This window comes from Nocardiopsis sp. CA-288880 (assembly GCF_050955985.1).
Lineage (GTDB): Bacteria > Actinomycetota > Actinomycetes > Streptosporangiales > Streptosporangiaceae > Nocardiopsis > Nocardiopsis tropica.
In genome coordinates this window covers 4,205,119-4,230,422 of record NZ_CP192105.1, presented here as the reverse complement: position 1 = coordinate 4,230,422, position 25,304 = coordinate 4,205,119, and the positions used below count along the sequence as shown (strand labels likewise).

Annotated in this window: 21 protein-coding genes and 1 pseudogene; 6 read left to right on the top strand and 16 right to left on the bottom strand. The window is 71.0% G+C overall.

Going from position 1 to position 25,304, the window contains the following annotated elements:
- Positions 1-9: 9 nt before the first annotated feature.
- The 4 genes from ACQPYD_RS18725 to ACQPYD_RS18710 all read right to left on the bottom strand — a co-directional run bounded on the left by ACQPYD_RS18725 (position 10) and on the right by ACQPYD_RS18710 (position 4,105).
- The gene (locus tag ACQPYD_RS18725; RefSeq protein ID WP_433696880.1) at positions 10-432 is read right to left on the bottom strand and encodes a CRISPR-associated endoribonuclease Cas6; all 423 of its coding nucleotides are present in this window, start codon (positions 430-432) and stop codon (positions 10-12) included.
- A gap of 995 nt (positions 433-1,427) precedes the next feature.
- A complete protein-coding gene (locus ACQPYD_RS18720) occupies positions 1,428-1,604 on the bottom strand; it encodes a hypothetical protein (RefSeq protein WP_352986431.1) in 177 nt (58 codons plus the stop codon).
- Between the two features lie 235 nt (positions 1,605-1,839).
- Positions 1,840-3,384, bottom strand: coding sequence for a trypsin-like serine protease (locus ACQPYD_RS18715; RefSeq protein ID WP_433696879.1), 1,545 nt, complete (start codon positions 3,382-3,384; stop codon positions 1,840-1,842).
- Positions 3,385-3,499: 115 nt separating this feature from the next.
- Positions 3,500-4,105: a TetR/AcrR family transcriptional regulator gene (locus ACQPYD_RS18710; RefSeq protein ID WP_267944893.1), complete on the bottom strand. Its 606-nt coding sequence runs from the start codon at positions 4,103-4,105 to the stop codon at positions 3,500-3,502.
- 203 nt (positions 4,106-4,308) lie between these two features.
- On the opposite strand from ACQPYD_RS18710, the gene ACQPYD_RS18705 reads away from it, so the two are divergent.
- Together ACQPYD_RS18705 and ACQPYD_RS18700 are read left to right on the top strand one after the other, a co-directional pair.
- Positions 4,309-5,424, top strand: a complete 1,116-nt coding sequence (locus tag ACQPYD_RS18705) for an FAD-dependent monooxygenase (protein WP_433696878.1) — start codon at positions 4,309-4,311, stop codon at positions 5,422-5,424.
- A 112-nt stretch (positions 5,425-5,536) separates the two neighbouring features.
- On the top strand, positions 5,537-7,021 hold the full coding sequence (locus tag ACQPYD_RS18700; protein ID WP_433696877.1) for an MFS transporter: 1,485 nt from the start codon (positions 5,537-5,539) through the stop codon (positions 7,019-7,021).
- A 518-nt stretch (positions 7,022-7,539) separates the two neighbouring features.
- Here ACQPYD_RS18700 and ACQPYD_RS18695 read toward each other — a convergent pair.
- Positions 7,540-8,142 carry a TetR/AcrR family transcriptional regulator gene (locus ACQPYD_RS18695; protein WP_344177972.1) on the bottom strand — a complete coding sequence of 201 codons (603 nt, stop codon included), beginning with the start codon at positions 8,140-8,142 and terminating at the stop codon, positions 7,540-7,542.
- 72 nt (positions 8,143-8,214) lie between these two features.
- Here ACQPYD_RS18695 and ACQPYD_RS18690 point away from each other — a divergent pair, with 72 nt between their 5' ends.
- Complete coding sequence (locus tag ACQPYD_RS18690; RefSeq protein ID WP_433696876.1) at positions 8,215-8,991, top strand: SDR family NAD(P)-dependent oxidoreductase; 777 nt, start codon at positions 8,215-8,217, stop codon at positions 8,989-8,991.
- A 194-nt stretch (positions 8,992-9,185) separates the two neighbouring features.
- Positions 9,186-9,728 carry a hypothetical protein gene (locus tag ACQPYD_RS18685; protein ID WP_433696875.1) on the top strand — a complete coding sequence of 181 codons (543 nt, stop codon included), beginning with the start codon at positions 9,186-9,188 and terminating at the stop codon, positions 9,726-9,728.
- 264 nt (positions 9,729-9,992) lie between these two features.
- On the opposite strand, the gene ACQPYD_RS18680 is transcribed toward ACQPYD_RS18685, so the two are convergent.
- The 8 genes and pseudogenes from ACQPYD_RS18680 to ACQPYD_RS18645 form a co-directional block, all read right to left on the bottom strand.
- The gene (locus ACQPYD_RS18680) at positions 9,993-12,224 is read right to left on the bottom strand and encodes a xanthine dehydrogenase family protein molybdopterin-binding subunit (RefSeq protein ID WP_433696874.1); all 2,232 of its coding nucleotides are present in this window, start codon (positions 12,222-12,224) and stop codon (positions 9,993-9,995) included.
- Positions 12,221-13,198, bottom strand: coding sequence for an FAD binding domain-containing protein (locus ACQPYD_RS18675; RefSeq protein WP_344177981.1), 978 nt, complete (start codon positions 13,196-13,198; stop codon positions 12,221-12,223). Before ACQPYD_RS18675 ends, ACQPYD_RS18680 begins: the two co-directional genes overlap by 4 nt.
- Positions 13,198-13,620 (bottom strand): (2Fe-2S)-binding protein, encoded by a 423-nt coding sequence (locus ACQPYD_RS18670; RefSeq protein WP_378554867.1) that lies wholly within the window; start codon positions 13,618-13,620, stop codon positions 13,198-13,200. Before ACQPYD_RS18670 ends, ACQPYD_RS18675 begins: the two co-directional genes overlap by 1 nt.
- A gap of 992 nt (positions 13,621-14,612) precedes the next feature.
- Positions 14,613-15,122 (bottom strand): GNAT family N-acetyltransferase, encoded by a 510-nt coding sequence (locus tag ACQPYD_RS18665; protein WP_344178158.1) that lies wholly within the window; start codon positions 15,120-15,122, stop codon positions 14,613-14,615.
- A gap of 267 nt (positions 15,123-15,389) precedes the next feature.
- Positions 15,390-15,869, bottom strand: a pseudogene (locus ACQPYD_RS18660) (SAM-dependent methyltransferase); the annotation flags it as partial.
- Positions 15,870-15,910: 41 nt separating this feature from the next.
- The gene (gene rsgA / locus ACQPYD_RS18655; protein ID WP_433696873.1) at positions 15,911-17,005 is read right to left on the bottom strand and encodes a ribosome small subunit-dependent GTPase A; all 1,095 of its coding nucleotides are present in this window, start codon (positions 17,003-17,005) and stop codon (positions 15,911-15,913) included.
- Positions 17,006-17,465: 460 nt separating this feature from the next.
- Positions 17,466-17,807, bottom strand: a complete 342-nt coding sequence (locus ACQPYD_RS18650) for a hypothetical protein (protein WP_344177987.1) — start codon at positions 17,805-17,807, stop codon at positions 17,466-17,468.
- A 208-nt stretch (positions 17,808-18,015) separates the two neighbouring features.
- A complete protein-coding gene (locus ACQPYD_RS18645; protein ID WP_433696872.1) occupies positions 18,016-18,618 on the bottom strand; it encodes a hypothetical protein in 603 nt (200 codons plus the stop codon).
- Between the two features lie 237 nt (positions 18,619-18,855).
- On the opposite strand from ACQPYD_RS18645, the gene ACQPYD_RS18640 reads away from it, so the two are divergent.
- Complete coding sequence (locus ACQPYD_RS18640; protein WP_433696871.1) at positions 18,856-19,440, top strand: hypothetical protein; 585 nt, start codon at positions 18,856-18,858, stop codon at positions 19,438-19,440.
- Positions 19,433-22,309: a tetratricopeptide repeat protein gene (locus ACQPYD_RS18635; protein ID WP_433696870.1), complete on the top strand. Its 2,877-nt coding sequence runs from the start codon at positions 19,433-19,435 to the stop codon at positions 22,307-22,309. Before ACQPYD_RS18640 ends, ACQPYD_RS18635 begins: the two co-directional genes overlap by 8 nt.
- 153 nt (positions 22,310-22,462) lie before the next feature.
- On the opposite strand, the gene ACQPYD_RS18630 is transcribed toward ACQPYD_RS18635, so the two are convergent.
- From ACQPYD_RS18630 to ACQPYD_RS18620, 3 genes are all read right to left on the bottom strand, one after another.
- Positions 22,463-23,257, bottom strand: coding sequence for a nucleotidyltransferase domain-containing protein (locus tag ACQPYD_RS18630; RefSeq protein WP_267944882.1), 795 nt, complete (start codon positions 23,255-23,257; stop codon positions 22,463-22,465).
- Between the two features lie 131 nt (positions 23,258-23,388).
- The gene (locus ACQPYD_RS18625) at positions 23,389-24,042 is read right to left on the bottom strand and encodes a hypothetical protein (protein ID WP_433696869.1); all 654 of its coding nucleotides are present in this window, start codon (positions 24,040-24,042) and stop codon (positions 23,389-23,391) included.
- Between the two features lie 150 nt (positions 24,043-24,192).
- The gene (locus tag ACQPYD_RS18620; protein WP_433696868.1) at positions 24,193-25,239 is read right to left on the bottom strand and encodes a hypothetical protein; all 1,047 of its coding nucleotides are present in this window, start codon (positions 25,237-25,239) and stop codon (positions 24,193-24,195) included.
- Positions 25,240-25,304: the final 65 nt, after the last annotated feature.

Genomic DNA, 25,304 nt, shown 5'->3' with positions numbered 1-25,304 from the left:
TTGTGGTGCTCACGCGACCACCCACCCGAAACCCGCGGAGTTGGCCTGGCCCAGACCCCAGCTCCAGATACACCGCAGGGTTTCCGGGGCACCGTGGACCTCGGCTTCCACGGCGGCTCCGGGCTTGCGGCCCTTGCCCACGGCGAAGCTGCGTTTGGGCCCCACCCAGGTGATGGCCTGCACGCTGACGTCGGGGTCAGTCCCCACCGTCAGAGCCTTACGGCGCAGGTTGGACTCGAAGTAGGCGGGGAACTCCGGTTCGGTCGGCAGCACCCACGCCTGCCGGGTGGTGCGCTCCCCGTACTCGTCATGCCCGGAACCCTTCATCACCACGGGGGTGGAGGTCCTGAACACCGCCTTGCCGGAGGCGAAGTCCGGCGGGGGAACGACATCGACCGAGTCGACCCGCAGCGCTACACCACCCCAGTCCACGACTGTCTGCCCAGCCAGTCCTTTGGCCCCGCCTTCGACAATCTCTGGAAGGGGACTGCCGAACTCCAGGACACCGACCCCGCCCGCCGCGTACTGGCCGCGCTTGCGCCGAGCCGACGGAAATGTCGGAGCGCTGTGTCCGAAGGGGGTCATACCGGTCTCTCCCCAACCGCGTTCGTGCAGTTGGGCGCCGACCTCAGGGGCACCGCGCGAAAGTAGCTCGTAGATCAGGCCGCGGCCTGGGCGAAGCACGTTCTCCCAGTCCAGGGATGTGGCAGCCGTGCGGACCGTCATTCGAAGACGCATGGGTCACCTCCTCCGCTTTTCGGAATCATCTTTGAGCACCGTAGAGAGAGCTGGTGACAGTGCAGGCTTGAGAGTTCCGTTTTTGGCCAAGTCAGGACAATTGTTCGGTTTTCCTGTGAGAGTCGGGCCAGTGTGGTAGCTGGCACGGCAGGGGGTGCGGCTGTGTGGCTATCCCTTCTTGTCTGGAATGCCTTCTTCTGTGAATTTTACGTTCACTACTTCCGTGTCTATCTTTTTCGGACTTTTCGACCAGAAATACCAAAAACCACGCTGCTCTGAAGAGCGTTCGATCTGGAACTGTATGCCCCGTTGACTCCGCTCCTGAGGCTCCTCCGTCACGTGAACTCCCCAAGTCGTTAAGAAAATGACTTTACTGTCGATCGGTGATGTGATCATAGCCCACTTGGGCAACAGGAAGGGCGAGCGCTAAGCGCTCGCCCTCCACCCTCACAGGGGAATTATATATAATAGGACATTGTAGACATTTGCTTAAATTTCTACCCCTTGCAAGGGTTGATGACGGGGGTTGATAAGCGGACCCTCCACTACCCTACGTGGCTGTGCTCCGCAGGGGGATGAAAATGAGGGGCCCTGCTGTTTCCGGGTAGGCTTTGAACCGCCTATCTCATACGGCCAGTCGCATCTCCTGATGCGCCTCAAGGTGCCGTGGCGTGATCGCTTCGCATCGGCTACTCCTCCTCGGTCCGGGGCAGCAGCCCCATCAGCTCGTCCAGGTCCCCATCCGGCTCCCACAACCCCCGGTACCGGTATCGGCCCGCTTCCCACCCGTACTCGTGGGTCTCACCCAGTCCCGACCCCACAGGAGGCGGCGGGGCCTGGGCGGCGACCTGGAGCACCTCGGGCACACGCCCCTCCTGAGGCGCTCCGGCGGGGGCTGGAGGCAAAGCCATACGTTGCTTATGGCAACGACCGTAGAGGGCGCGGACCCGGCCCGTGCCGGGTTCGGCCGCGGCGGCCAGCGACCACTTCGACGGTTCGGCCCTGCGGGGCGCTGTCGCGCTGCCACACTGGCTCCGGGGGTCCGCCGACGGGTCCGCCGCGGAGGCGGACCGGCGGACGCGCTCGACCCGGACGGGTCGCTCAGGAGCGCGAAGCCCCGGTGAGGGTGCAGTCCGGCTGCGCCAGGTCCAGCTCAGATCCGGTGGTCAGGCAGTCCGTGACCATGTGCACCTGCTGGCCGTAGGCGCGGCCCTGCCCGAAGGTGACGTTCCCGTCCCCGTCCACCTCACAGGGGTTGTTGTCGGTGCACTCCTCGCCGTCCCGGTTGTGGGTGTTGTGGACCCCCACCACCGTGGAGCCGTCGGGGGCCAGCAGCGCCGAACCGGACATGCCCGGAAAGACATCGCAGCCCTCGCCCGAGGCGTAGCGGATCGCACCGTCCTGCTCGTAGCCGCCCTCGCGCAGGTGCGGGACCACGGCTTCGGCCGAGCACTCCAGCCGGGTGTGGGGGACGAGCATGCTGAGCGGATCGCCCGCGCGCACGGGTTCGGAGGCCAGTTCGAGGACCTTGGCCCCCTCCGACTCCAGCTGCCCGTAGGTCGTGTCCAGGCGGTAGAGGGCGACGTCGGTGCCGGTCATCGTCGCGTACACCAGGCGCTCCAGCCGTGCGGTGGCCTGCGGGTAGCCCCGGGGGTCGCCGACGTGCACCTCGCCGTCGGCCGGGCGGTCGACCAGCGCGCTTCCCGGGGCGGGCCGCTCCTCCTGCACGCAGTGGCCGTTGGTCAGCATGAGCGCGGGGTCCTCCGGCAGCGAGGAGGCGGTGCGCACCACCGACCCCGCGCAGCCGCCCAGGTACGCCGCCCCCTCCACGTCCGGGATCTCGTCGTCGGCGGGCACGTCGGTGCCGTCGACGATGCCGTCGATCCACGCGGTGTGCAGGGTGGCGTCGGTGAACCAGACCGGGGCGCCGTCCCCGCTCGGGCCGCTGACCACGCCGGCCACGGCCCACTCACCGTCCTCGCGGACCAGCGCGGGCCCACCCGAGTCCATGTTGGCCGCGTTGACGCTGCCGTCGCGGCTGCCGATGCACAGTTCGTCGGTGCGGTCCGTGATCCCGCACGCCGAGGCCGGCTGGACCACGGTGTCGGCCTCGTGCAACCGGTTCGGGTAGCACGCCGGGTCGTCGCTGTCGTCGCAGGTCATGCCCCAGCCCAGGAGCCTGGCCGGTGAGCCCTCCGCCGGGGTGCTCCGGGCGATCCGCACGGGTTCGGCCTCGACCGGGGCGGCCAGGTGCATCAGCGCCAGGTCCCTGCCCCAGAAGCCGCCCTCGTCGTTGCTGGTCGCCAGCCGGTAGTAGTGGTCGACCTCGGCCACCTCGCCCCCGGAGGTGCTGTCCAGCGACCCGATCCGGACCTTCCAGCCCTGGGGGACGCCCACCTTCGCGTTGGTCGGGTTCTTGCCGGCGCAGTGGCTGGCGGTCAGCACCCACTGGGGGGCCAGGAGCAGGACGCCGCATCCGTGGCCGTCCTCGCGCGGGGGAGCGGGATAGGAGGGTTGGAACGAGCCCATGAAGGAGTAGGCGCGGGTGGACTCGGTGCCGCCCACGATCGCCTGCGCCGGGACCGCGGTGAACAGGGGTACGGCGAGCGCGCACAGAGCGCCGAGCAGGAGGAGTTGTCTACGCATGCGCCGGACCGTACTCGGCCCCGTGTTGCGCAAATGTGTGGTGCCGCGCCGCAGCGGAGGCGTCCGCCGGAGGCGCTCCGGCCCCCGGCCCGAACCTCGCGGCCGGGGCGGCGGCTCAGGTGTGCGCAGCCGTGGCCCGGAGGCCGGCGAGCACCACGCCGACGATGCGCTCCGCGTCCGCGCGGGTGAACGTGCGCATGCCGCGGTTGACGATGAGGTGCACCGGGCCGGAGATCATCTCGCCGAGGAAGGAACTCTCGACCGGGGGGAGCTCGCCCCGCTCCACGGCGGTGTCCACCCGCCGCTGCATGGCGGCCACGCGCTGGTCGAGGATCCTGGTCAGCGCCTGGACGGTGGGGCCCTGGCGGGCGGGTTGGACGGCCTGTTCGAGGGTCCGGCCGAACGGCGTCTCCAGACCGCCGGCGAGGGCCTCCAGGAAGTCCACCAGGTCCCGGTGGATGTCGCCGGTGTCGGCGACCGAGGCGAGGTCCTCGGCGTAGCGCAGCAGGGCTTCGACCACCAGCTCCTCGCGGTCGGGCCAGTTGCGGTAGACGCTGGTCTTGTGCACGCCGGCGAACTCGGCGACCTCCTCGTAGCGGAAGCCCGTGATGCCGTCGCGCGCCACGAGCTCGGCGGTCGCGGCGAGGATCTGCGCCCTCACCCGCGCGTTGCGGCCACCGGGGCGCCGTGCGGTCGGTCGGACGGTGTTTCCCTCGGCCATCGCCGCGCCCACCTCCTGGTCCTCTGCTCGGGTGCCGATTGTCGCCCGGCGCGGCGTTGCGGTGCAAGCCGGTCGTCGGTAAGCTCTCTAAAAGCAACTGATTGTTTCTTTAGTGTCGGCGGGCTGCCGTGGCAGCGGCCCGGACGACGACCGCCCTGCTCCGCGGTTCGCACACCCACCCCAGCGAAACCTGGAGCGCACACGTGAACATCCTCGTCTCCGGAGCCGGTGTCGCAGGGCTCGCCTGCGCACTCGGACTCGGCGCCCGCGGCCACGACGTCACCCTCGTCGAGTACGCCCACCACCTCCGGCTCACAGGAACACCCGTCGACATCCGCGGTGACGCGATCGAGGCCGCGGACAGGATGGGACTGCTCGCCACGATCCGGAAGCAGCGGATCCGGATGTCCGAGCTCGCCCAGTTCGTCGACAGCGCGGGCGAGCCGGTGGCCCCGCTCCCGCTGGCGCAGATCAACGACTCCGACGACGACATCGAACTCCTCCGCGAGGACCTCGTGCGCATCCTCGCCGACGCGCTCCCGGACACCGCGGCGATCCGCTTCGGCGACTCGATCCAGACACTGGCCGACGACGGAAGCGGCGTCGACGTGCGTTTCGCCTCGGGCCGCACCGGCCGGTACGACCTGGTGCTCGGCGCCGACGGCCAGCACTCCGCCGTCCGCCGGCTCGTGTTCGGACCCGAGAAGGACCACCTGCGGCACCTCGGCGTCTACTTCGCCCTCGCCGACCTCCCCGCCGAGGCCCACACCGGGGGCATCAACCCGATCCACAACGTCCCCGGCCGGATGGCGGGCATCTTCCGGTACAAGGGCAGGGCCGTCGCGGTCTTCCAGTTCCGCTCGGACCCGATCGACCACGACCACCGCGACCCGGACGCCCAGAAGAAGATCCTCCTCGACGCCTTCGCCGGCCACCGGTCGTGGCGGATCCCGGAACTGCTCGACGCCGCCCGCGCCGACCCCGGTTTCTACCTCACCTCCGCGAGCCAGATCCACCTGCCCTCCTGGCACCGCGGCCGCGTCGCCCTCGTCGGGGACGCCGGGTACAGCCCCGCCTACCTGTCCGGCCGGGGCACCTCGCTCGCGCTCACCGGCGCCCGCTTCCTCGCCGAGGAACTCGAACGGAGCGGCGGCGACCACACCGCCGCGTTCGCCCGGTACGAGGCCCGGCAGCGCCCCTACGTCACCTTCGCCCAGGGCCGCGTCCACAGCGGCCGCGACCGCATGCTGCCCGCCACCTGGGAAGACATCGCCGCCCGCAACGAGGCGCTGCGCGCCTCCGGCGCCGGCGCCCCCTGAAACCGGCGCGGGACGACCGGCGCCCGGGGGCACCGCTCCCGGACCGGCCCCGCCGCCCGCGCCTCGTGCCCTCCGCCGGGCCCCCGCCCCCATGCACTGGAGAGAACCCACAGTGAAAGACACGCCGGCAACGCCCGCCCCGGGCGCCCAGGAGCACCGCTGGAGCAAGCGGCTCCTCCTCTGGGCGGCCGTCCTCACCCTCGCCAACGTCCTGGCCGACGTGGCCATCGGCTCGCCCATGATGGTCCTGCCCCAGCTGCTGGCCCACTTCGACACCGACCAGGCCGCATGGCTGAACGCGAGCGCGATGCTGGCCGGGGCCCTCTGGTCGCCGCTGCTCGCGAAGAGCTCCGACATCTTCGGGCAGCGCCGGGTACTCGTCGCCACCCTGCTCCTGGCCTGCGCGGGAGCGCTGGTCTGCCTCGCCGCCCCCAACGTGTGGGTCTTCCTGGCGGGGCGCTTCCTCCAAGGCGCCGCCTTCGCCGCCGTCTTCATCACGGTGGCCCTCGTCCGCCAGATCTGCACCCCGGGTGTGGCGATGGCCGTGGTCGGGATCGTGACGTCCGGCTCCGCGGTCGTCGGCATCGCCGAGCCGTTCCTGATGCAGCCGGTCATCGAGGTGTTCGGCCACCGCAGCGTGTTCGTCGCGGCGGCGCTGCTCGCCGCGGCGGCCGCGCTCTGCGTGCGCTCCTTCATCCCGGAGTCGCCGATCCGCGGCACCGGTCGGATCGACGTGGGCGGGGCGCTCCTGCTCGGCGGCGGCCTCGGCGCGGTACTCGCCTACATCAGCCTCGGAAGTGACCTCGGATGGCTGTCCGGGGGCACGGTCGCGCTGCTGGCGGCCGGAACCGCCGCGCTGACCGGCTGGGCGTTCCTCGCACTGCGGGTCGAGGAGCCCGTCATCGACATCCGTGCCCTCAGCCGCCCGATCCTGCTCACGCTGCTGGCCCTGGTCCTGGCGGCGGGATCCTTCCGCAGCATGCTCCAGCTGACGGGGATCATCGCCCAGGTGCCCCCCGACCTGGGGCTCGGTTACGGGCTGGGCCACGGGGAGGCGGTCGCCGTGCTGCTCGCCGCGCCCAACCTCGGCATCGTCGTCGGCGGCACGTGCGCCGGATGGATCGCGGGGCGGTTCGGCCCCGCACTGCCCCTCCTCGGCGGCATCGCCGTCGGGGCGGTGGCGACCTTCGCGATGCTGGCGGGGGTGTCGGTGCTCCCGGTCGCGATCGCCTGCGGAGCCATGGTCGGCATGGCCGCCGGCGCGATCGGCGCCTCCGGCTACAACCTGGCGACCGGCATCGAGGCGCCCGAGCGGCAGGGCACGGTCGCCGGACTGGTGTCGGTCGTGCTCGCCCTCGGCTCGGTCGTCTTCAACTTCGCCGGGGGAGAGGTGCTCAAGGCGACCCAGATCGCCGGGACCTCGGCCGACGGCGCCCCTGTGAGCACGGCGGCCGGCGTGTACCTCTACGTCGCCATGGCGGGGGTGCTCTTCGTCCTCGCCGCGGTGCCCGCGACCATGCTGGTACGCAACCGGACCGCAGCGCCGGCCGCGCCCGAGGGGGCGGAGGGTTCGGGTTCTCCCGCGGTCGGCCGGTAGCCCGGGGGCGGAGCGGCACGGCCCGTCGCCGCTGCTGGCAGAACCTTCGTGGCGGACGGCCGGGCCGTCCCGCGCTCCCCCGTCGACGCTCGGCCGACATCACGCATACAGGCCCATCAGCTCAGGAACGGGTTGGAAGACAATGGCGGGATTCGCCGAAAGGCTTCTTGGCATGGCCGGCATCGGTCCACCCTTCTCGTGCGACGAGGACGAGTGGGGTGCGGTCGAGCGCCATGTCGGATCCCCTCTGCCACAGGACTGCAAGATGAACTCGTCCGCACGTGAAAACCTCAGGACCGGCGCTGTCTCCCTCGTGCCGGGAACTTGAACGAACTCTGGCCTGGGCGCGGTCCCGTGTGGCGGGGAGGTATACGTGAAGCGGTCACCACTACGCGAGAGAACTCCGCCCGTATTCGGTGGCCTCGCATGTGAGAACCGTGAGCTACTCGGTCAGGGCCGACGAGATTCTCAGGACCGTGTCGGCCCTCCTCGCGTCAGTGCCGCCTCCCACCAGCTCATCAGAGCCGTTCCGGAGCCGGGCCCGGCAACGGAGAAGCACCCTGGGGCCGCAGCCCGTCGAAGAGGATGGTGAGGTGACGCCGCCATGAATCTGGAGTTTGTTCCGTCCGGAGACCGACCGTGTGGACGAGAGCGCAGAGAATCAGAAGGATATCGGACCCGGTGACGTCAGAACGGATTCCACCGGCTTCCTGGGCGCGGTCGACCAAAGCATTGGTTCTCGCATGCAGCTGATTCCGACACTCGGTCACTGTTGAATCTCCTTCGGTGACCGCCTGCAAGAACACAAGATCCTGGTGCTGCAACTGTTCTGCCGCCACAGTCAGGAACTCCAGCAACGCACCCGTGGGATCAGCGGATTCCAGCAGATTTCCCGCGACGGCGCCGAGCGAGACGAAATGACCGCCGACGACCACGGCGACCAGTTCCTCCTTCGTGGCGAAGTGTCGAAAGACGGTCCCCTTCGCCACGCCCGCACGGCGAGCGATATCCGCGATCGAGGCATCCATGCCCCGCTTGGCGAACTCCTCCTCTGCGGCAGCGAGGAGTAGTTCTCGGTTTCGCGCCGCGTCTGAGCGCAGTGAACGGGCAGACAGGGTCATGCACGCCATCCTAGCAAGTTGACCAGGCGGTCATCTTGTGGTCCACTGTCGGCTTAAGATGACCGATCGGTCATGTTCTTCCTCGCCGGGCAGCCCCGCAAGCCCAGATCGGACAAGGACCCCATGCAGCTACAAGGATCCACAGCCCTCGTCACCGGCACCAACAGCGGGCTGGGTCGCCACTTCGCCATCGAGCTCCTGCGTCGCGGGGCGAAGGTCTATGCCACGGCCCGCCGCCCGGAGCTTGTCGATATCCCCGGTGCCGAGGTGCTCTATACCGACATCACCGACCAAACGTCCGTCGAAGCCGCCGCCGAGGTCGCCACCGACGTCGACCTGCTGATCAACAACGGTGCCTACACGGGAATCGGAAACCTTGTCAGCGGAGACCTCGATGTAGTCCGGCAGCTCATGGAATCGCACTACTTCGGCACACTTTCCATGATCCGAGCGTTCGCCCCCGTGCTGGTCGGCAATGGTGGCGGTGCCATCCTCAACGTCCTGTCAGCGGTGGCTTGGACCACCGTCGAGAGCAACACCGCCCTCGCCGCCGCCAAATCCGCGCAGTGGGGACTTACCAACGGTGTGCGGGTGGAGTTGGCGCCCCAAGGGACCCTGGTGGCCGCCTTCGTCCCCGGGCTCGTGGCCAGCGAAACCCTGAAAGAAGCCATGAAGGCTTCCGGGTTCGCTCTCCCCGAGGATCCGATGATCGAACCGGACTACCTCGTTCGACTGGCACTGGACGGAATCGAGGCAGGGGAGGTCGAGATCCTTGACCGCTTCGGAGCCGCAGCGAAGGCAACCCTCTCGGGTCCTCCGCGCACCTTCGACCTGACAGCGCTGGCATAGCTATGGCATAGGTATAACCCCCTGGGTGTCGCGACGGGAACACCGGAGTGCGAGGTCCTGCCCGCCCATTTTCGCGGACGGCCGCTGTTCGGTGAGGAACGGGGCCGGTGAGGAACGGGGCCGGTGAGGTGTGGTCGGATGGACTGTGCCGGGTGCCCGGAGCGGGGTGTTCCGTGGTACGTCGAGGGGATTTCATGAACCATCTGCAGTGGATGAAGGACAGATTTCCCGGGGCCGAGTCAGGGGAAGGCCCTGCTGACTGGAACGCCTTGGAATCGGAATCCGGGATCTCCTTTCCCGAGGACTACAAGGCTCTGCACGATTATTTCGGACCCTTCGCCCTGGATGACGGCTTTGCTGTCCTGGGTCCTGCCGCCATCGCGCGGGTCCGTGCGGGGGACCGGGAGGATCTGGGGCGGGCGACCGGGGGGAAGGCCGGTTTCTTCAGCGGCAGCGGGGTCGGGTTCACCCGCCTGGAGATCGAGGGTGAGTTCATCCACTTCGACGACCTGCTGAGATTCGGAACGACCGACGTGGCCTACAGCCTGTATTGGCACACCTCCTCGGACGACCCTCGGAAGTGGGGGATCGTGGTGGGAGATGCAAGCCGGTGGTACGTGTTCGACACGGGGATCACCGAATTCCTCGTCTCCATGCTCTCGAGGAACCTGTCCTGTCCTCCGCTGGTCCAGGACGACTGGCCCGATGAGAACACGGAGCTCTCTCCTCTCCGGTGACGCGTGGACCCCGGGGGCTCGGCGGGCGGGTGGAGCCCGCGGACCGGGGAGCACCGGGACCGGGCGGTGCGGGGCGTCCGGCCGAGAGCGGCGGGGCCGGGCACGGGCGTCGCCGCCGGTCGAACGGGCGCGACCACCCCCGAGAGGACGGCTGCGGGGGTGGTCGCGGGTCGGTGTGGGCACGTCCGCGTCGAACGGTCGTCCGGGGCGGGGCCGGTCTCCCAGGCTGTCGGCCTTCGTGCCGAACCCGCCGGGACGGCCTCGTCACACGCGATGGAGGGCGCCGGTCTCCCCTCGGCCGATCAGCTTGTCGAGGGTGATCGGCAGGTCGCGGACCCGGATGCCGGTGGCGTTGAAGACCGCGTTCCCGACCGCGGCGGCGCTGCCCACGGTGCCGAGCTCGCCGAGACCGCGAGCCCCTGTGGCACTGAAGGCGGTGTCGGAGTAGTCGAGCCACGTCACGTCGATCGGTGGGACGTCGGCGTTCACGGCCACCAGGTAGTCGCCCAGGTTCCCCGCGGCGAAGCGCCCGCTCTCCTCCACCGGGTTCGCCTCCAGCAGCGCGCCCCCGATGCCGAAGACGACGGCGCCGACGAACTGGCTGCGCGCCGTGCGGGCGCTGAGCACCCGTCCGACGTCGAAGACGCTCGTGAACCGGCTGACCCGGGGTTCGCCGGTGAAGCGGTTGACCCGTACTTCGCAGAAGTGCGCGCCGAAGCCGTGCGCTGCGAGCCGCGCGGCGGAGGGCTCGGCCACCGGTGTCGTGGCCTCGACCGCGGGCAGCCGGGCCATCCCGAGCAGCTCGGCGAACGAGGCCGAGTCCGCGCCCGCCTCGACCCGCCCCTCCCGGTAGGTCAGGGCGGACGGGTCGAGCCCCCGGAAGGGCGACCCCTCCGTCCGGACGGCCAGGTCCAGCAGGGCGGCGATCAGTACCCGCGAGGTCGACTGGATCGCCGGGGCCAGGGCGCCGGCGGCGCGGGAACCGGCCGCGGGGGCGCTCGCGGGCAGGGCGGAGTCGCCCAGCTCGGCCGTCACCCGTTCGATCGGCACACCGAGCGCGTCGGAGGCGACGATCGAGGCCACCGTGTACGTTCCGGTCCCGATGTCGGGCGTCGAGGCCGACACCACGACGGTTCCGGAGTCGCGCAGCTGCATCCGCACCGGCCACGGTTCCGCGTGCGCGGGGTAGACCGCGCTCGCCATGCCGACGCCGACCAGCCAGTCGCCGTCGACGCGGGAGCCGGGGACCGGGTCCCGGTCCTCCCAGCCGAAGCGTTCGGCCCCGATGCGGTAGCACTCGTCGAGGCGCTTGCTCGTCCACGCCTGCCCGCTGCTGGGCACGGTCGTCGTGTAGTTGCGCAGCCTCAGCTCGAGCGGGTCCATGTCCAGGGCGACGGCGAGCTCGTCCATCGCGGTCTCGAGCGCGAACGCGCCCGGCGCCTCGTTCGGTGCCCGCATCGCCCACGTGGGCGGGGTGTCCATGGTGACCAGCCGCTGGTCGATCGCCAGGTTGCGGGTGCGGTAGAGGACGCCGGTCGTCTCCGTCGCGGGGATCTCGGGCCAGCCGCCGACAGCGGGCAACTCGGCGGCGCTCTCGTGGGACACCGCGTTGAGCGTGCCGTCCCGGTCGGCGCCGAGCCGGACCCGCTGGGTCATCATCGGCCGGTGCCCGGACAGCACGATGCTCTGCTCCCGGGTGAGGGCGAGCCGGACGGGGCGGGCGAGCTCCCGGGCCGCCACCGCGGCGAGCGCGGCCTCGCTCCAGACCGGCACCCGGCTCCCGAAGCCCCCGCCGACGAAGGGGCTGACCACCCGGACCCGGTCCGGGGGGATCCCGATGCGGGTCGCGAGCAGCATGGCGTACATCTGGGGTGCCTGAGAACCCGAGTAGACGGTGAGGTCGTCGCCCTGCCACACCGCCGTGATGCCGTGCGGTTCCATCGCGACATGGCTCTGCGCCTCCTGTTCCACGGTCGTCTCCACCACGACCGCGCTCGCCCGGAGCGCGTCGTCGATCGTGTCGACGCCCGGCGCGAGCAGGGTCGGGTTGGGCGACGGACCGTCCGGCGACATGCCGGGCGAGGGCAGGCCCGGAAGCCCTGCGGAGAGGGAGGTCCGGGCCGGCGCTTCCTCGTACTCGACGGTGACCCGTGCGGCCGCGTCCCGGGCCTGTTCCGCGGTCTCCGCCACCACCAGGCCGATGATCTGCCCGCGGAAGCGCACCTCCCGGTCCTGCAGCGGCGCGTAGTTCTCGCCGAAGCCGGGCGCGGCGTGGATCGGCAGCGGAGCGAGCGGGGTGTAGACCGCGATCACGCCCGGTTGTCTCCGGGCCTCGTCGACGTGCATCGCCCGGACACGGCCGCGGGCGATCGCGCTCACCACGACGTGGGCGGCGGCGGCGCGGTCGACGGGGTGGTCGGCCGTGTAGCGCGCGGCGCCGGTCACCTTGAGCCGACCGTCGACGCGGGCGACGTCACTTCCGATCGGGGTGTTCACGACCGGCCTCCCAGGGCGACGAGGGCGCGCACGAGCGTGCGGCGGAGCAGGGCCGGCTTGAACATGTTGTGGGGGAGCGTGTGTGCGCCCTCGCCCGCCGGTGCGGCGGCCGCCTCGTACGTCGCGAGGGCGGCCGGCCTGCCGACGAGCGCCCGTTCCACCGCCTCCAGCCGCCAGGGGCGGGTGCCCACCCCGCCGGCGGCGACGCGTGCGTCGCGGATCGTGCCGCGGTCGATGTCGAGCGCGACGGCGACGGACGCCAGGGCGAACTCGTACGACCGGCGGTCCCGGATCTTGAGGTAGGCCGACCTGGACGCCCAGGGCAGCGGCGGCACGGTCAGCCCGGTGAGCAGCTCGCCGGCCCGCAGCTCGTTCTCGACCTGTGGGGTGTGGCCGGGCAGCCGGTAGAAGTCCGCCAGCGCGACGGTGCGCTTCTCCCGGAGGCTCTCCAGGTGCACCCGGGCGTCGAGGGCGACGAGTGCCACCGCGACGTCGCTCGGGTGCGTGGCGACGCACGCGTCGCTCGTGCCCAGCACCGCGTGCATACGGTTGTGACCGGTCAGCGCGGCGCAGCCGCTGCCGGGCTCGCGCTTGTTGCAGGTTGTCGTCAGGTCGCGGAAGTAGCCGCACCGCGTGCGTTGCAGCAGGTTGCCGCCCATGCTCGCCATGTTCCTGATCTGCGGTGAGGCGCTGAGCTCGAGTGCCTGGCTGATCATCGGGTACCGGGAGCGGACGTCCTGGTGGTCCGCGACGTCGCTCATCCGCTCCAGTGCGCCCACGTGCAGACCGCCGCGATCGACGGTGATACCGCGCAGTGGCAGCCGGTTGATGTCCACCACGCGGGAAGGGGTCATCAGCTCGAGCTTCATCAGGTCCACCAGGGTGGTGCCGCCCGCGAGGAAGGCGCTGGCCTCGTGGGCGTCGCCCAGGGCCGCACCGACCGACCGGGGGCGGGTGAAGTCGTAGGGGCGCATCAGCCCACCTTCCCGCGGACGGACCTGACGGCGTCCACGATGAACGGGTACGCGCTGCACCGGCAGATGTTGCCCGACATGTGCTCCCTGATCTCCTCGTCCGAGCCGGTCCGTCCCTCCTCGACCAGGGACACCGCCGACATGATCTGTCCGGGGGTGCAGAAACCGCACTGGAAGCCGTCGTGGTCGATGAAGGCCTGCTGCACGGGGTGCAGCTCGTCGCCGTCGGCCAGACCCTCGATCGACGTGACCCGGGCGCCGTCCAGGGCCGCTGCCAACGTCAGGCACGACAGCACCCGCCTGCCGTCGACCTGGACGGTGCACGCACCGCACTGGCCGCGGTCGCAGCCCTTCTTGGTGCCGGTCAGCGCGAGCCGGTCGCGCAGGGTGTCGAGCAGGGTCGCCCGCGGGTCGGTCTCCATCCGGACCCGGCTGCCGTTCACCCGCAGGCTCACCTCGACCGGGTTCTCGCCGACGGATTCCACGGTCGCGGTCGGGGCGTTCTCGGCCACGGTCGGCACGGCGCCCGCCGCCGCTGTGGCCGTACCGGCGCTACCGGGGTACTGCGGGCGGGACGTCCCTGGCCCAGGGCGCGGACGTTCTCGCGATGGATCGGTGGGAGGCATGGCGACTCCTGACGTGCGGGCCTGTGCGAATACCGGAAAGGCGGGGCGGGGGAACCGCCGGCCGTGCGGGGAGGTGGCGATGGCGTCCATGCTGGCGGCTCGGGGAAACCTCAGCCAGGACTCACCGATCCCCCTTTCGGGGGAACCTTCGCGGGATCGGGCGTTCGACCGTGCGGCGGTACGGGCGATCGCCCCATTGCGGGTGGCCGCGTCCCTGCGAGCCCCCACCGTCATCCGCGTCGCCTCCCGCCCTCTCCATCGCGGAAGCCGCCATCACCTGCCGTGTCCTGTACACCAGCGTGGATGACCGCAGCGGACCGGGAGCAGGGTATTCGAGCGGCGGGCAAGTACATCAAGGGCGGCGCTTCGAATACATCAGGACCGACGCAGGAAACGACTGGCAGAGCTGGTTTTGCGGAAATCTGCCTGGAATTCGTTCCGGAGTCTATATTCGCCGGAATTTTTCAGGCTGCTGAAAACCCCAATCCTCGGGCGGCGGGATCGGAGCCATCGTCCATCTCTGAAGGGGAGGAAGGCAGGGGCTGTCGAGCCTTGGCCGTCCTGATATGGGCCTGGTTCTCTCGAAGCTGCGGCGAGGGGCAACGAGGGAGCCAGGTAAGCCCGAAAGGGGCTATGGGTGAACCGAGGCGGGCAGCCCGGTCGGCCTCGCGTGGGTGTCGTACTTCTGGAAACGAGCATTTCCGGGCACGGGCTGCCGGGGTGGCTTCTGGAAACACGCATTGCAGGGGCCGCGCCCCCGGGGGAGTCCCCCGGGGGCGCGGGAGGGGTCAGACCCCGAACGCGGCGGGGTAGCCGATGGTGCCGGTCGGGACGGGGCGGGCACCGTCCAGGGCCATGGCCATCATGGCCTCGTCGGGAACCTCGAAGGGCGCCCGGATACCGAAGCGGGAGGCCGGGGTGAAGCCGAACCGCGGGTAGTAGTCGGCATGGCCCAGGACGAGGACGAGGTTCTCGCCCATGGCCCGGGCGGCGCCCAGGGCCGCGCGAATCGCGGCCGAACCGGCCCCGGTGCGCTGGGCGGAGGGCACCACCGCGCACGGGGCCAGGGCGAGGGCGGGCTCGCCGTCGACGTGGCAGCGGCTGAGCAGTGCGTACCCGACCGGAGTGCCCTCAGCGGTCGTGGTGACCATCGACAGGCCCTCGATCCACGCCCGGGGGTCGGCGCGCAGGGCGTCGACGATGTCGGCCTCGGCGGCGGTGGGGAAGGCCGCCAGGAGGATGTCGCGGATGGCGGGGATGTCGTCGGTGGTCTCGGGGCGGGTGGTCCAGGTGGTCATGGTTCCGTTCTCGGTGTCGTCGTGGGGGCGGAGCAGGTAGGTGGCGTAGTCGTAGTCGCTGCCGTACCGGCGCCGCATGTCGATCTCTGCCCGGTGTGCGGCCAGTGCCTCCGGCATGCCGGGGTGCTGCGGGTCCGCTCGGGTGATGCGCTGGGTGAGGGGCGTGTAGTACTCGTCCCACCAGTCGCTCTCGGGCAGCGGCCAGTGCGCGAGCACCTCATAGCCGGCCGCCCGCGCGGCGGCGGCGTTGGCGGCGTGGGTGCGCAGCGGGTAGGCCGCCTCCCAGTAGGCGCGCGCGGCAGCTGCCGGATCGGGGCCGGTCCATTCGATCTCGGTGAGGGCCAGGACGCCGTCGGGAGCCAGCAGGCGTCGCCAGGAGCGCAGGGCACGGTCGAAGCCGATGGTGTACACCGACCCCTCGGCCCAGATCAGGTCGAAGCTGTGATCGGGGACGGGAAGCGTGTCCATCGAGCAGTTGAGGACCCTGACCTGTTCGCCCAGGCCCCGGCGGGCCGACTCGGCAGCGAGGCTGTCCAGGAACGGCTGGTGCAGGTCGACCGCGAGCACGCGGGCGCCGGCCTCTTCGGCGAGCAGCAGGGCGGCGCGGCCGGGGCCGCAGCCCGCGTCGAGCACCTGCGGGTGCTCGGGCAAAGGACCGGCCGCCCTGAGCAGGCGGCGCGTGGTGGCGTCCGACCCCGGGCCCTGCCGGGGCAGGTCGTGGTGCAGGGACAGGAGCGCCTGCGTCACCGGGTCGTCGCCGGCGCCCTGGTGGGTGTTGTCGGTGTCCTTCACTGCTGGCGCTCCCGGAACCGGTAGGTGGCACGCAGGTGCCGGGTGATGTCCTTCTTGTCGGCTTCGCGGCCGGCGCGCAACCGCGCGTCGGTGCGGGAGGCGGCGTAGGCGTTCTCCCGGAGTAGCCGGTGGTAGCTGTCCAGACGGCGGTGGGGGATCTCTCCCGCCGCGACGGCTGCCAGCACCGCGCAGCCCGGTTCACTCGTGTGGGAGCAGTCGGCGAACCGGCACTCCTGGGCGAGGTGTTCGATCTCGGCGAAGGTCTGTTCCAGGCCGCCCTGGGCGTCGTGCAGGCCGATCGCCCGCAGGCCGGGGGTGTCCAGCAGCACGCCCCCGCCGGGCAGCGGGAGCAGCTCCCGCCAGGACGTGGTGTGCCGTCCCTTGCCGTCCGCTTCGCGCACGGCGCCGGTGGCCAGCAGGTCCTGGCCCAGCAGCCGGTTGCCCAGGGTGGACTTGCCCGCCCCGGAGGGGCCGAGCAGCACGATGGTGCCGTCGAGGACGGCGGTCAGGACGTCCAGGCCCTGCCCGGTCCGGGCACTGGTGACCAGCACGTCCACACCGGCGGCCACCTGTGACACCTGTTCCTGCGCCGAGGGCAGGTCCGCGCACGCGTCGGCCTTGGTCAGGACCACGACAGGTTGGGCGCCGCTTTCCCATGCCAGGGCGAGCATGCGTTCGGTGCGGCCGTGCTTGAGCGGTGCGGCCAGGGAGACCGTCACCACGACGGTGTCGACGTTGGCGGCCAGGAGCTGGCCGTGCGAGGTCCGTGAGGCCGAGGCGCGCACCAGGGTGGTGCGCCGCTCCAGGACCTCGTGCAGGACCGGTGCGGCGCCGGTGAGGGGATGCAGGGCCGCCCAGTCACCGGTACACGGTGCCGTCAGCGGATCGCTCTGGTCCGCGGCGCCGGGGAGGTCCGCGCGGACGGTTCCGGTGTCGGTGACGGCTTCGCACGAGCCGCGGTCGGCCCGGACGATGCGGGCCGGGATCAGCCCGTCGGCGCGATAGGGGGCGAAGGCGCGCTCGCACGCCTGGTCCCAGCCGTAGTCCGCCAGGGAGTACGGCTGAGCATGATGCGAAAGGGATGGAGACAACGTAGAGACCCTAGAAAAGGGGCCCCGATGAGCACGGAGTACCGCCTCCTGTGAGCCGTCAGGGCTCCGACAGGGGGATCAGCGTCAGGTCAGACCGGGGCCCGGGACGTGAGGATGGTCCAACGGGCGCTGCACAGGGCAGCGGCCTTCACCGCAGACATCAACTCACCTCCCATTTCTGGTCCCGCAGCCGACCGGATTGTCTCTGCGCCGGTAATGGTAGCACGAAGGCGAGAAGCCCCGACCTGTCGCGCGGGGACTCGCCTGACCGGGCCATCACACGGGGTCACCGCGAGGCGGAGCCGGTACATGCCAGAGCCTCCGGTAAAACCGGAACGGGACAGAGGGATCGACAGCTGACCGGTACGGGGGTCACGGCCGGGGACCACCGGCCCGGCACGGCCGTGAGGGGGCAAGCGCAGACGGGTCCGTGCCTGTGCCGCGGCCGGGACGGGGTCGGCTACAGGGGCTCCAGGGCGGCGGAGGTCATGACCGCCGCGTACACGACACACACCAGGGCCAGGAGCAGCGTGCCCACGATGCGGGTGCCGCGGCGCGTACGGTACCCCTCCAGCACCAGCATCATGTACAGGAACGACACCGGCAGGGCGGCGTAGAGCAGGTACAGGGCGATGGACAGCAGCGGCCCGTCCCAGGGGTGCGCGCCGTTGGCCGTGGCCATGTACGCACCCATGACCAGGACGAAGGCGCCGCCTCCCAGTACGACAACCCCGACGGCCCACAGGGGGAACGCGAGCCAGGGGTGACGGTCCAGGAAGGCGGCCGGTTCGGTGTATGCCATGCGCCCATTCTGGCCAGGGGCGCGGCCACGCACATGAGTAGCCGTACCCGGGTGCCGCGGCCCTCTGCCTCGGCGGAGCCGGGCGTGCGGTCCGCGTGAGGCGACGCGTCTACGCGCCGGGCCCGCGCGGGCACGCGGGCGGTGGCAGAGGGGGACCGCCCACCGCGGAGCGCCGGGCGCGGTGCCCGGCGTCCGGTCCACCGCGGGCTCAGGAGCAGTTCTCCTCGCACGGCCAGACCGGCTCGCCGTCCACGTCCACGACCTGCCGCTCGCCCACCGTCACGTCGGACCTCACCTGGGCACGCAGGACACGGAGTTCCCCGCCGCAGGAGACGTCGCTGGAGGAGATCGTGGCGCTGACGGTGACGGTCTCCTCGTCCTCCTGCACCACCCTGGCGAAGACCTGTCTTCCGGTACAGGCGCCCGGAACGACGTAGAGCGCGAACCCGGAACCGTCCTGGCTGTACCCGCTGATGCGCCCCTGGTCGGAGGCCGCTGTGGTCAGGCGATGGGTGTCGGGGTCGGCGTCGGCCGGCTCGAGCTCCCCGGCCGGGGGCGAGGGGGAGCGCTCCTGACGTGGAGAGGCGGAGTCCGAGCCGGACAGGTCGAAGGCCTGCACCCACGCCACCAGACAGAGCACGACCATCACCACCGCGCCCAGCCGGTAGAGCGAGAAAGCGGTGTCGCTGGGCTCGTTGGCCTCGGGATCGCGGTAGGCCCAGGCCCTGACGTACCAGTGCACTCGGGGTTTGACGGCGACCAGGACGAACCATCCGAGGGGAAGGAGCAGGAACAGGTGCATCAGGTTCATGGGACCTCCAGGGGACAGGGCTGTCAGGGGTTCGAGGCGCGAGGTGAGGGGGCCCGCGTTCGCGTGGGGACCCCGGTCATGGGGGTGCGCCGATCTGCCGGTGGGCAGAGGGGCCGCGACGACGATAGTGGGGAGCGCCGACCGGGACGCATCGTGAGCGCCCGGCCGGTGGCGGACAGGAACCCTTGCCGGCAAGGCGTTCCCGTGTCACCGCGGGATGGTAGAAGGGATCTGTCCATGACCCGGCCCGAGCCCTCGAACCGCGCTCGCGCGGTCGGACAGGCGATCGTTGCGACACGGCCGCCGCCGATGCGCGAGCGGCTTCCCCCGACCACCCCGTTGAACGAGCACGCAGAGGTGTCGATGTTTGAAGACCTGGTGAAGGACGGTGTGGCCGTGGTGGTCAACGCCATGGCGACCGACGCATGGCCGCTCGCCCGTGACGGGGTGGTGCGGCTCTTCCGGAGGAAGGGGGAGGAGGAACAGCAGGCCGTTGCCAGGCGCCTGGACGAGGACGCGGGGCTGCTGGCCCGAAGCGACGCCGACACCGCACTCGAACTGCGTACCGGCCTCGCGCCGCACTGGCGGGTCCGGCTGCGTCTGCTACTCGAACAGAACCCGGAGATCGCGGAGGAGCTCCGGGCCCTGGAGGCGGAGATCCGGAACGCCACGGGTCAGGCGCCCCAGACGGTCCAGAACAACACGGCCAGGGACGGAGGCCAGGTCTTCGGAGCGCTCCACGGCAACGTCATCGTCCACCAGCTGCCCCCGGACCCGGGACGGCCCGAAGGCCGGGGCACCGAAGGGCCGCTGGATGGATGAGGAAGGCCGGGACCGGCACTCCGCCGCCGACCGTGTCCCCCCGGTGCGGCAGGTCGTCAGCGCCGAGAACGGCGGCTACGCCTACGCGGTCGCCCACGGCGACATGCACGTCAACCAGCAGTCGGGCCCCGTCTACCTGCTCCACGAACACCGCCGCCCGACAGCGCCCGAGGAGGGAGGCCCGCTCGAACGCCCCGGCCACCTGCTCGACGCCCGGTCCAGGGTCGTCGGCTTCACCGGCCGCGCGGACGAACTCGCCGACGTCACCGCCTGGAGGGACGCCGACGGCCCCCGGGTCTCGGCGCTGTGGGTCCACGGCCCCGGCGGGCAGGGCAAGACGCGGCTGGCCATGGAGTGTGCCGACCGCGGGCTCGACGACGGGTGGAAGGTGGTCACGGCCGTCCACGGCGCCGGGGCGGTCTCGACCGACCACGCAGGGCAGGATCTCGGCCTCCGGGGGGCCAGGGGGCTGCTCCTGGTGGTCGACTACGCCGACCGCTGGCCGCTCACGCACCTGAACTGGCTTCTCAGCAACTCTCTGCTGCACGCGGAGGTGCCCACCCGGCTGCTGTTGCTCGCACGGTCGACGGCCATGTGGAGCCCGGTCCGGCACAGCCTGGAGAAGGCGTTCCACGCCCGCACGCGGAGTCTGGCACTCCCACCCGTCCGGAACGGCGCCTCTCAACGCGAGGAGATGTTCACCGCCGCCCGGGACTCCTTCGCGCGCCGCTACGGGGTGTCCGACCCCTCTGCCGTTCCGGCGCCTGCCAGGATCGGCGATCCGGAATTCGGTTCGGTCCTCACCCTGCACATGGCCGCCCTGGTGGCTGTGGACGCCCACGTCCACGGGGTCAGGCCGCCCGAGGACGCCGTAGGGCTGTCGACCTACCTCCTGGACCGTGAAAGGGAGCACTGGACACGCCTGTACGAGAACGCCGCCGCGGGCCTGGACTACGCGACGGCACCGGGGACCATGCACCGGTCGGTCTTCACGGCCGCGCTCACCGGGGCCCTGCCCTACTCCCAGGGCGTGACCGTCGCCGACCGCCTCGGTTTTCCCGATCCGCACCGACTCCTGGCCGACCACAGCGTCTGCTATCCGCCCGCGGAGCCGGAGAAGGTACTCGAACCGCTCTATCCGGACCGCTTCGCCGAGGACCTGCTGGCGGTCGCCCTGCCAGGGCACGGCATCCCGGAGCACCCGCCCTCGCCCTGGGGGCGGCACACGGTGGACCTCCTCGTCGACACGGCCGCCCCCGACCGGCGCCCGACCTATCTGCCGCGCGCGTTGACCTTCCTGGTGGCGGCGGCCGCGCCCGACCGGTGGCCCCATGTCGCGGGCCACGTCGAAGACCTGTTGGGACGCGATCCCGCGCTCGCGACCTCCGGCGGCGGCGAGTGCCTCGCGGGGCTGGCGCTCCTGGACCTCTCCCTGGAGACGCTGGAGTCCGTCGAGGCATGCTTCCCGGACCACCGCCGGATCGACCTGGACGCCGGTATCGCCGCGCTGGGCAAGCGCATCGCGGGTGAACGCCTGCAGAGGATCGACGATCCGGCGGAGGAGGCACGCGAGTACCGCCTGCTCGGCCTGAGGATGTCCCGGGCAGGCCGCCACGAGGAGGCCCTGGTGGTGACGGAGAGGGCGGTCGACCTCCACCGGACCCTCGCCGCGGAGGACGCCCGCGCCCACGAACCCGAACTGGCCCGTTCCCTGACCCAGTCGGCTCGGCACCACATGGACCTGGGGAACTGGAGGGAGGCCTTGAGCGCCGGCGAGGAGGCCGTGAGGATCCACCGGGAGCTGCCCGCCGACGACATGAGTGCTCGCGCCTCCGACTTCGCCACGGCGCTGAGCCAGACCGCCGACCTGGTCGTGCTCGACCGGCGGTGGGACGACGCGCTGTCCCACCAGCTGGAAGCGGTCCGGCTCCTGCGCGCCCGCACGGTTCCCGAAGGCTCCTTGGAGGAGGCGGAGCTGGGGAACGCCCTCAACGACCTGGGGGTTCTCCTGGAGACCCTCGGGCGCTGGGACGAGGCGATCGTCGTCCTGGAGGAGGCCATCGGGATCCTCCGCCGTTCCGTCGAGCTCCGTCCCGGTGTCCACGAACCCGAGCTGGCCCGCCTCCTGAACTCCTACGCGTCCGTGCTGCACTTCCTTCGCGAGTCCCAGGAGAGCGTGCGGTGGTTCGAGGAGGCCGGCCAGGTCATGCGGGAGCTCGAGCGGGTCAACCCCGAGGCCTTCGCCGCCGACCTGGCCGCGGTGCTCGGAAACCTGTCGACGACGCTGCGGCGTGTCGACCGGTGCTCGGAGGCCGCCGCGCTGGCGGCGGAATCGGCCGAACGGTACCGGCGACTGGCGACGGCCCGGCCTTCCCTGTACCGGCGAAGGTACGCGGACGCCCTGACCCACCAGGCCGACTGCCTCGCCCACCGCAAGCACTGGCACGAGGCGGTCCTGGTCAAGCGCGAGGCCAGGGAGCACTTCTGGCGGGCGGGGCTGGAGGGGGCGATCGACCCGACACTGATCAGCAGGGTGGAGGCTGCCGAGCACGTCCGCAGGGCCGATCTCCTGCGCAGGGACCAGCCGAGCTGGGCCCCGGAGGACCACTGGATCATGCTCCTGGACCAGGAAGAGGTCTGGAAGGGCAAGGACGGGGTCGTCCGCCAGATCTCGGAGATGGACCACTCCCACCGGAGGAACGTGCTGCGGTTCATCCTCTCCCAGCCCCAGGGGATCTTCGAGACCCTGATCCGGACCGAGAGCGACCAGCCCGAGGACTGGCGTCCGGACGACACCCCCGAGACGTGGCTCGTCCGCCGCCCCCTGGTCCGGGCTCTGGACCGTCTCGTGAACGGGGGCCCCGGCTGACGGGTGGACCTGCTCCGCATCGACGAGCTGGGCTGCACGGAGCTGGACCGGCGCGGGCCGAGCCGCTGCGGGCCGACCCAGGACCCGTCCCTCGGCGAAGGTCGCAGCCGCATCCGACGCATCCCCGTTCGGTGACCCGCCGGAGCGCTTCGGTCAGGCCGGCCGGTCGATGACGTCGTGGAGGTAGCGGACGGCAAGCCGTTCGGCGGTGCGGCGGTGGTCGAGGGCGGCTCCGGTGTCGTCGCGCCAGCGTCGGTAGAGGTCGACCGTGGCGAGGATGGCCCGGCCGGCCTCGTGGGCGTCGTGACCGCAGAGTGTCGCCCGCAGCTCCCGGGCCTCGTCCGGTGCGACGGATTCGAGGTGGCGGACGCCGCGGGACGGCGCTCCCGCGCGCTGCGCGGCCAACGGGCCCAGCACGGCATCCCGCAGGTAGCCGAGAAAACCGATGACCTCGAACAACTCTCCGCGGCCGAGCTTCGCGGCACCGTAGTGCACCCATATCCAGAACCGGTCCTCGATCCACTGGAGGTCGAGCGGATCGGTCGCGAGCGGGTGCGCCGCGAGGACGTCGGCCAGGTCGCCGTTCCGGTCCCACAGGATGGCGGGGTCCTCGACGCGCTCGGCGAAGTCGCGGACCCGCACGAACTTGAAGTCGACATGGAGAAGAGGCGGGCCGACAAGAGTGATGATCAGACGGGGTTCGCCGACGTGCTCCCCGGTGAATCCCGCCACGAGGTCGGTCCACGAGCCGATCAGAGCGAGGCGCTCGGCCATGACGGAGTCGAACGCCTCGTCCTCGACGGCCACGACCAGATCGACGTCGGAGTAGATGTCGGACAGTCCTCCCGCGATCGAACCCGCGACGGCCACGCCGGCAATTCTCGGCTCCTGCCGCATCCCGGGAAGCACATCGTCGAGGAAGCGGCGGTGCGGGGAGGGCATGTCCATGGAGTTCCTTCCGGCGCGAACAAAGTTTTCGAACGTATCACACCGTTCGGCAGGGGTTTCGCAGGCGGTATCCGGTGAGCGCCGCCGGGTCACGACGGCCTGCACCGTTGCGGCGCTTCAGGCGCCCGGCCTCACTTCGGGGCGGTTCTCGGCGAGCCCCCAGGCGTCCGCCAGTGTGCTCCGGATATGTTCTCCAGGCGGGACAGGGAAGCGAAGCCCGGCGCGGCCACGTGGACCTCCCACCCGGAGTCGGGATCGACCTCGACGATCTCCGCGAGCGCACCGTCGCCCAGGAAGATCCTGCAGCCCGGCACCGGCCACTTCCAGGCGCCGAACGCGACTTCTTCCATGGGGGAGAGGATCTCCGGCAACGCTTCGTCGGGAACCGCGGGCGCCCACGTCCTGGCGGCGGCGCCGAAGGCGGCTTCTCTGACGGTGTTGTGGACGAGAAAGTCCGCGATCCGTTCCGGGTTCCTCTCCACGGGGTCGTATTCCTCGGCATCGAAGACGCTGTCCGGCTCGTCCGGGTCGATGCACCAGCGCCAGTCGGCCGTCGAGTCCACCATGAAAACGGCCTTGCCGTCGGCGGGAAGAATTTTCTCGGGTGGAATCATCGACGTCGTGTGGGTGATCCGGGTGTCCCACCGGCGGGCCAGAGTGTGCCAATCCTTCAGCGGACCGGGGAGCCAGTCGCAGGAATCGGGAAGCGGTGCCGCGCGTCTGCTGGGCGCGCCGTACCAGGTGTGCAGGAACTCGGTCAGGTCGATGGTCCCGGGATCGATCACACGGTCATTCTCCCGTGGGAGTCGACGGTTCATGGCGTCGTGCCGAGAGCGCAGATCACGGGGTTGACCGTGGACATGGGGCGGATGCCCCCTCCCCGGGCGGGAGCGGGGCCGCAGACAGCGGTGCGCGGGCGGCCGCCGTCCGGGCGCTCACTGCATCAGCTCGGTGTGCGGGTGCTCCGGGTCCGCCGGGCAGATGTAGAGCTGCTGTCTGTAGCCGCTGGCGATCTGGACCGCGGTCGGCATCCTCGGGTCGGGGCAACCGGGGCGTTGGGACGACACAGCGGTCAGGTCCTCGTGCGGAACCCAGGTCTGGTCTCTGCTGTCCCATTCGAACGTGGCGACGGTCAGGAGCGGGTCCATCCCGGTGCCGCAGGCGGGGCAGAACCGGGGAACGGGGTCCGTGGGGCCCCACGGAGCCCAGCCGCCGACCTTCCAGCCGGGAGCCACGGACAACTCGTCCTGGTAGAACTCCTCCGGGGCGGGCGCGTAGGACCTGTCCGGGGCGGCGCCGGCCGCCTCCCACGTGCTCCACCGCCCCAGCAGCTCCTGCAGGTCCTTGCCCAACTCCAGGAGATGGGGGTACTCGGTGACCTGCTCCGGCTCGATCAGGCACGGCTCGGGCAGGTAGCCCGGGTACTGCACCGCCGCCGGTTCCGGGGGTGCGGTGCGGACGCCGGTGACCGCGGCCGAGGACCGCCAGACCAGCGCGGTCCTGGGCATGAACGTGTCCGGTGGGTGGTCGAAGGGGCACCACAGCACCTGGAGCAGGTCCGCCCCCGCCGGGGCGGGCAGGTCGGGCACGTCGCGCGCGTACAGTTGCGCGAGCGGCAGCATCGCCACCGAACCGTGGTGCGGCGCGATCGGTGGGCTCGTGAGCGGATAGGCCCGGGACTCCAGCTGCCCGAGCGTCTTCTGCTCCTGCGGGGTCCTGTTCCTGCCGCGCACGGCGGCGCGTAGCCGTTCCAGTCTCAGGTCCACCAGGGACATGTCCAACGCGAAGCCCCGCTCGTGGGGCCCGTCGCAGTACGGCCACGGCTCGCTGGTCGGCCACAGCAGCGGACCGCCGATCGAACTGTCGGGGACGGACGGCGATCCGGGGTAGGGGTGCAACCGGGTCGTGGTGCGCGCCAGCGGCGCCAGTCGGGGGACGACAGCGGTGATGTCGACCGGTCGCGGGGGTGTGGTGCGGGGCATGCCGGCTCTCTGCGGGACAGGTCGGTCCCGGAGGCCGGTCCACCTGCGGTCCCGGCGTTCCGGAC

Bases quoted from the DNA above. Each gene is read 5' to 3' on its own strand.
- ACQPYD_RS18715 (WP_433696879.1), bottom strand. From the start codon at position 3,384: ATGCGTAGACAACTCCTCCTGCTCGGCGCTCTGTGCGCGCTCGCCGTA.
- ACQPYD_RS18710 (WP_267944893.1), bottom strand. From the start codon at position 4,105: ATGGCCGAGGGAAACACCGTCCGACCGACCGCACGGCGCCCCGGTGGC.
- ACQPYD_RS18695 (WP_344177972.1), bottom strand. From the start codon at position 8,142: ATGACCCTGTCTGCCCGTTCACTGCGCTCAGACGCGGCGCGAAACCGA.
- ACQPYD_RS18690 (WP_433696876.1), top strand. From the start codon at position 8,215: ATGTTCTTCCTCGCCGGGCAGCCCCGCAAGCCCAGATCGGACAAGGAC.
- ACQPYD_RS18685 (WP_433696875.1), top strand. From the start codon at position 9,186: ATGAACCATCTGCAGTGGATGAAGGACAGATTTCCCGGGGCCGAGTCA.
- ACQPYD_RS18675 (WP_344177981.1), bottom strand. From the start codon at position 13,198: ATGCGCCCCTACGACTTCACCCGCCCCCGGTCGGTCGGTGCGGCCCTG.
- ACQPYD_RS18670 (WP_378554867.1), bottom strand. From the start codon at position 13,620: ATGGAGACCGACCCGCGGGCGACCCTGCTCGACACCCTGCGCGACCGG.
- ACQPYD_RS18665 (WP_344178158.1), bottom strand. From the start codon at position 15,122: ATGACCACCTGGACCACCCGCCCCGAGACCACCGACGACATCCCCGCC.
- ACQPYD_RS18650 (WP_344177987.1), bottom strand. From the start codon at position 17,807: ATGGCATACACCGAACCGGCCGCCTTCCTGGACCGTCACCCCTGGCTC.
- ACQPYD_RS18645 (WP_433696872.1), bottom strand. From the start codon at position 18,618: ATGAACCTGATGCACCTGTTCCTGCTCCTTCCCCTCGGATGGTTCGTC.
- ACQPYD_RS18640 (WP_433696871.1), top strand. From the start codon at position 18,856: ATGACCCGGCCCGAGCCCTCGAACCGCGCTCGCGCGGTCGGACAGGCG.
- ACQPYD_RS18635 (WP_433696870.1), top strand. From the start codon at position 19,433: ATGGATGAGGAAGGCCGGGACCGGCACTCCGCCGCCGACCGTGTCCCC.
- ACQPYD_RS18630 (WP_267944882.1), bottom strand. From the start codon at position 23,257: ATGGACATGCCCTCCCCGCACCGCCGCTTCCTCGACGATGTGCTTCCC.
- ACQPYD_RS18620 (WP_433696868.1), bottom strand. From the start codon at position 25,239: ATGCCCCGCACCACACCCCCGCGACCGGTCGACATCACCGCTGTCGTC.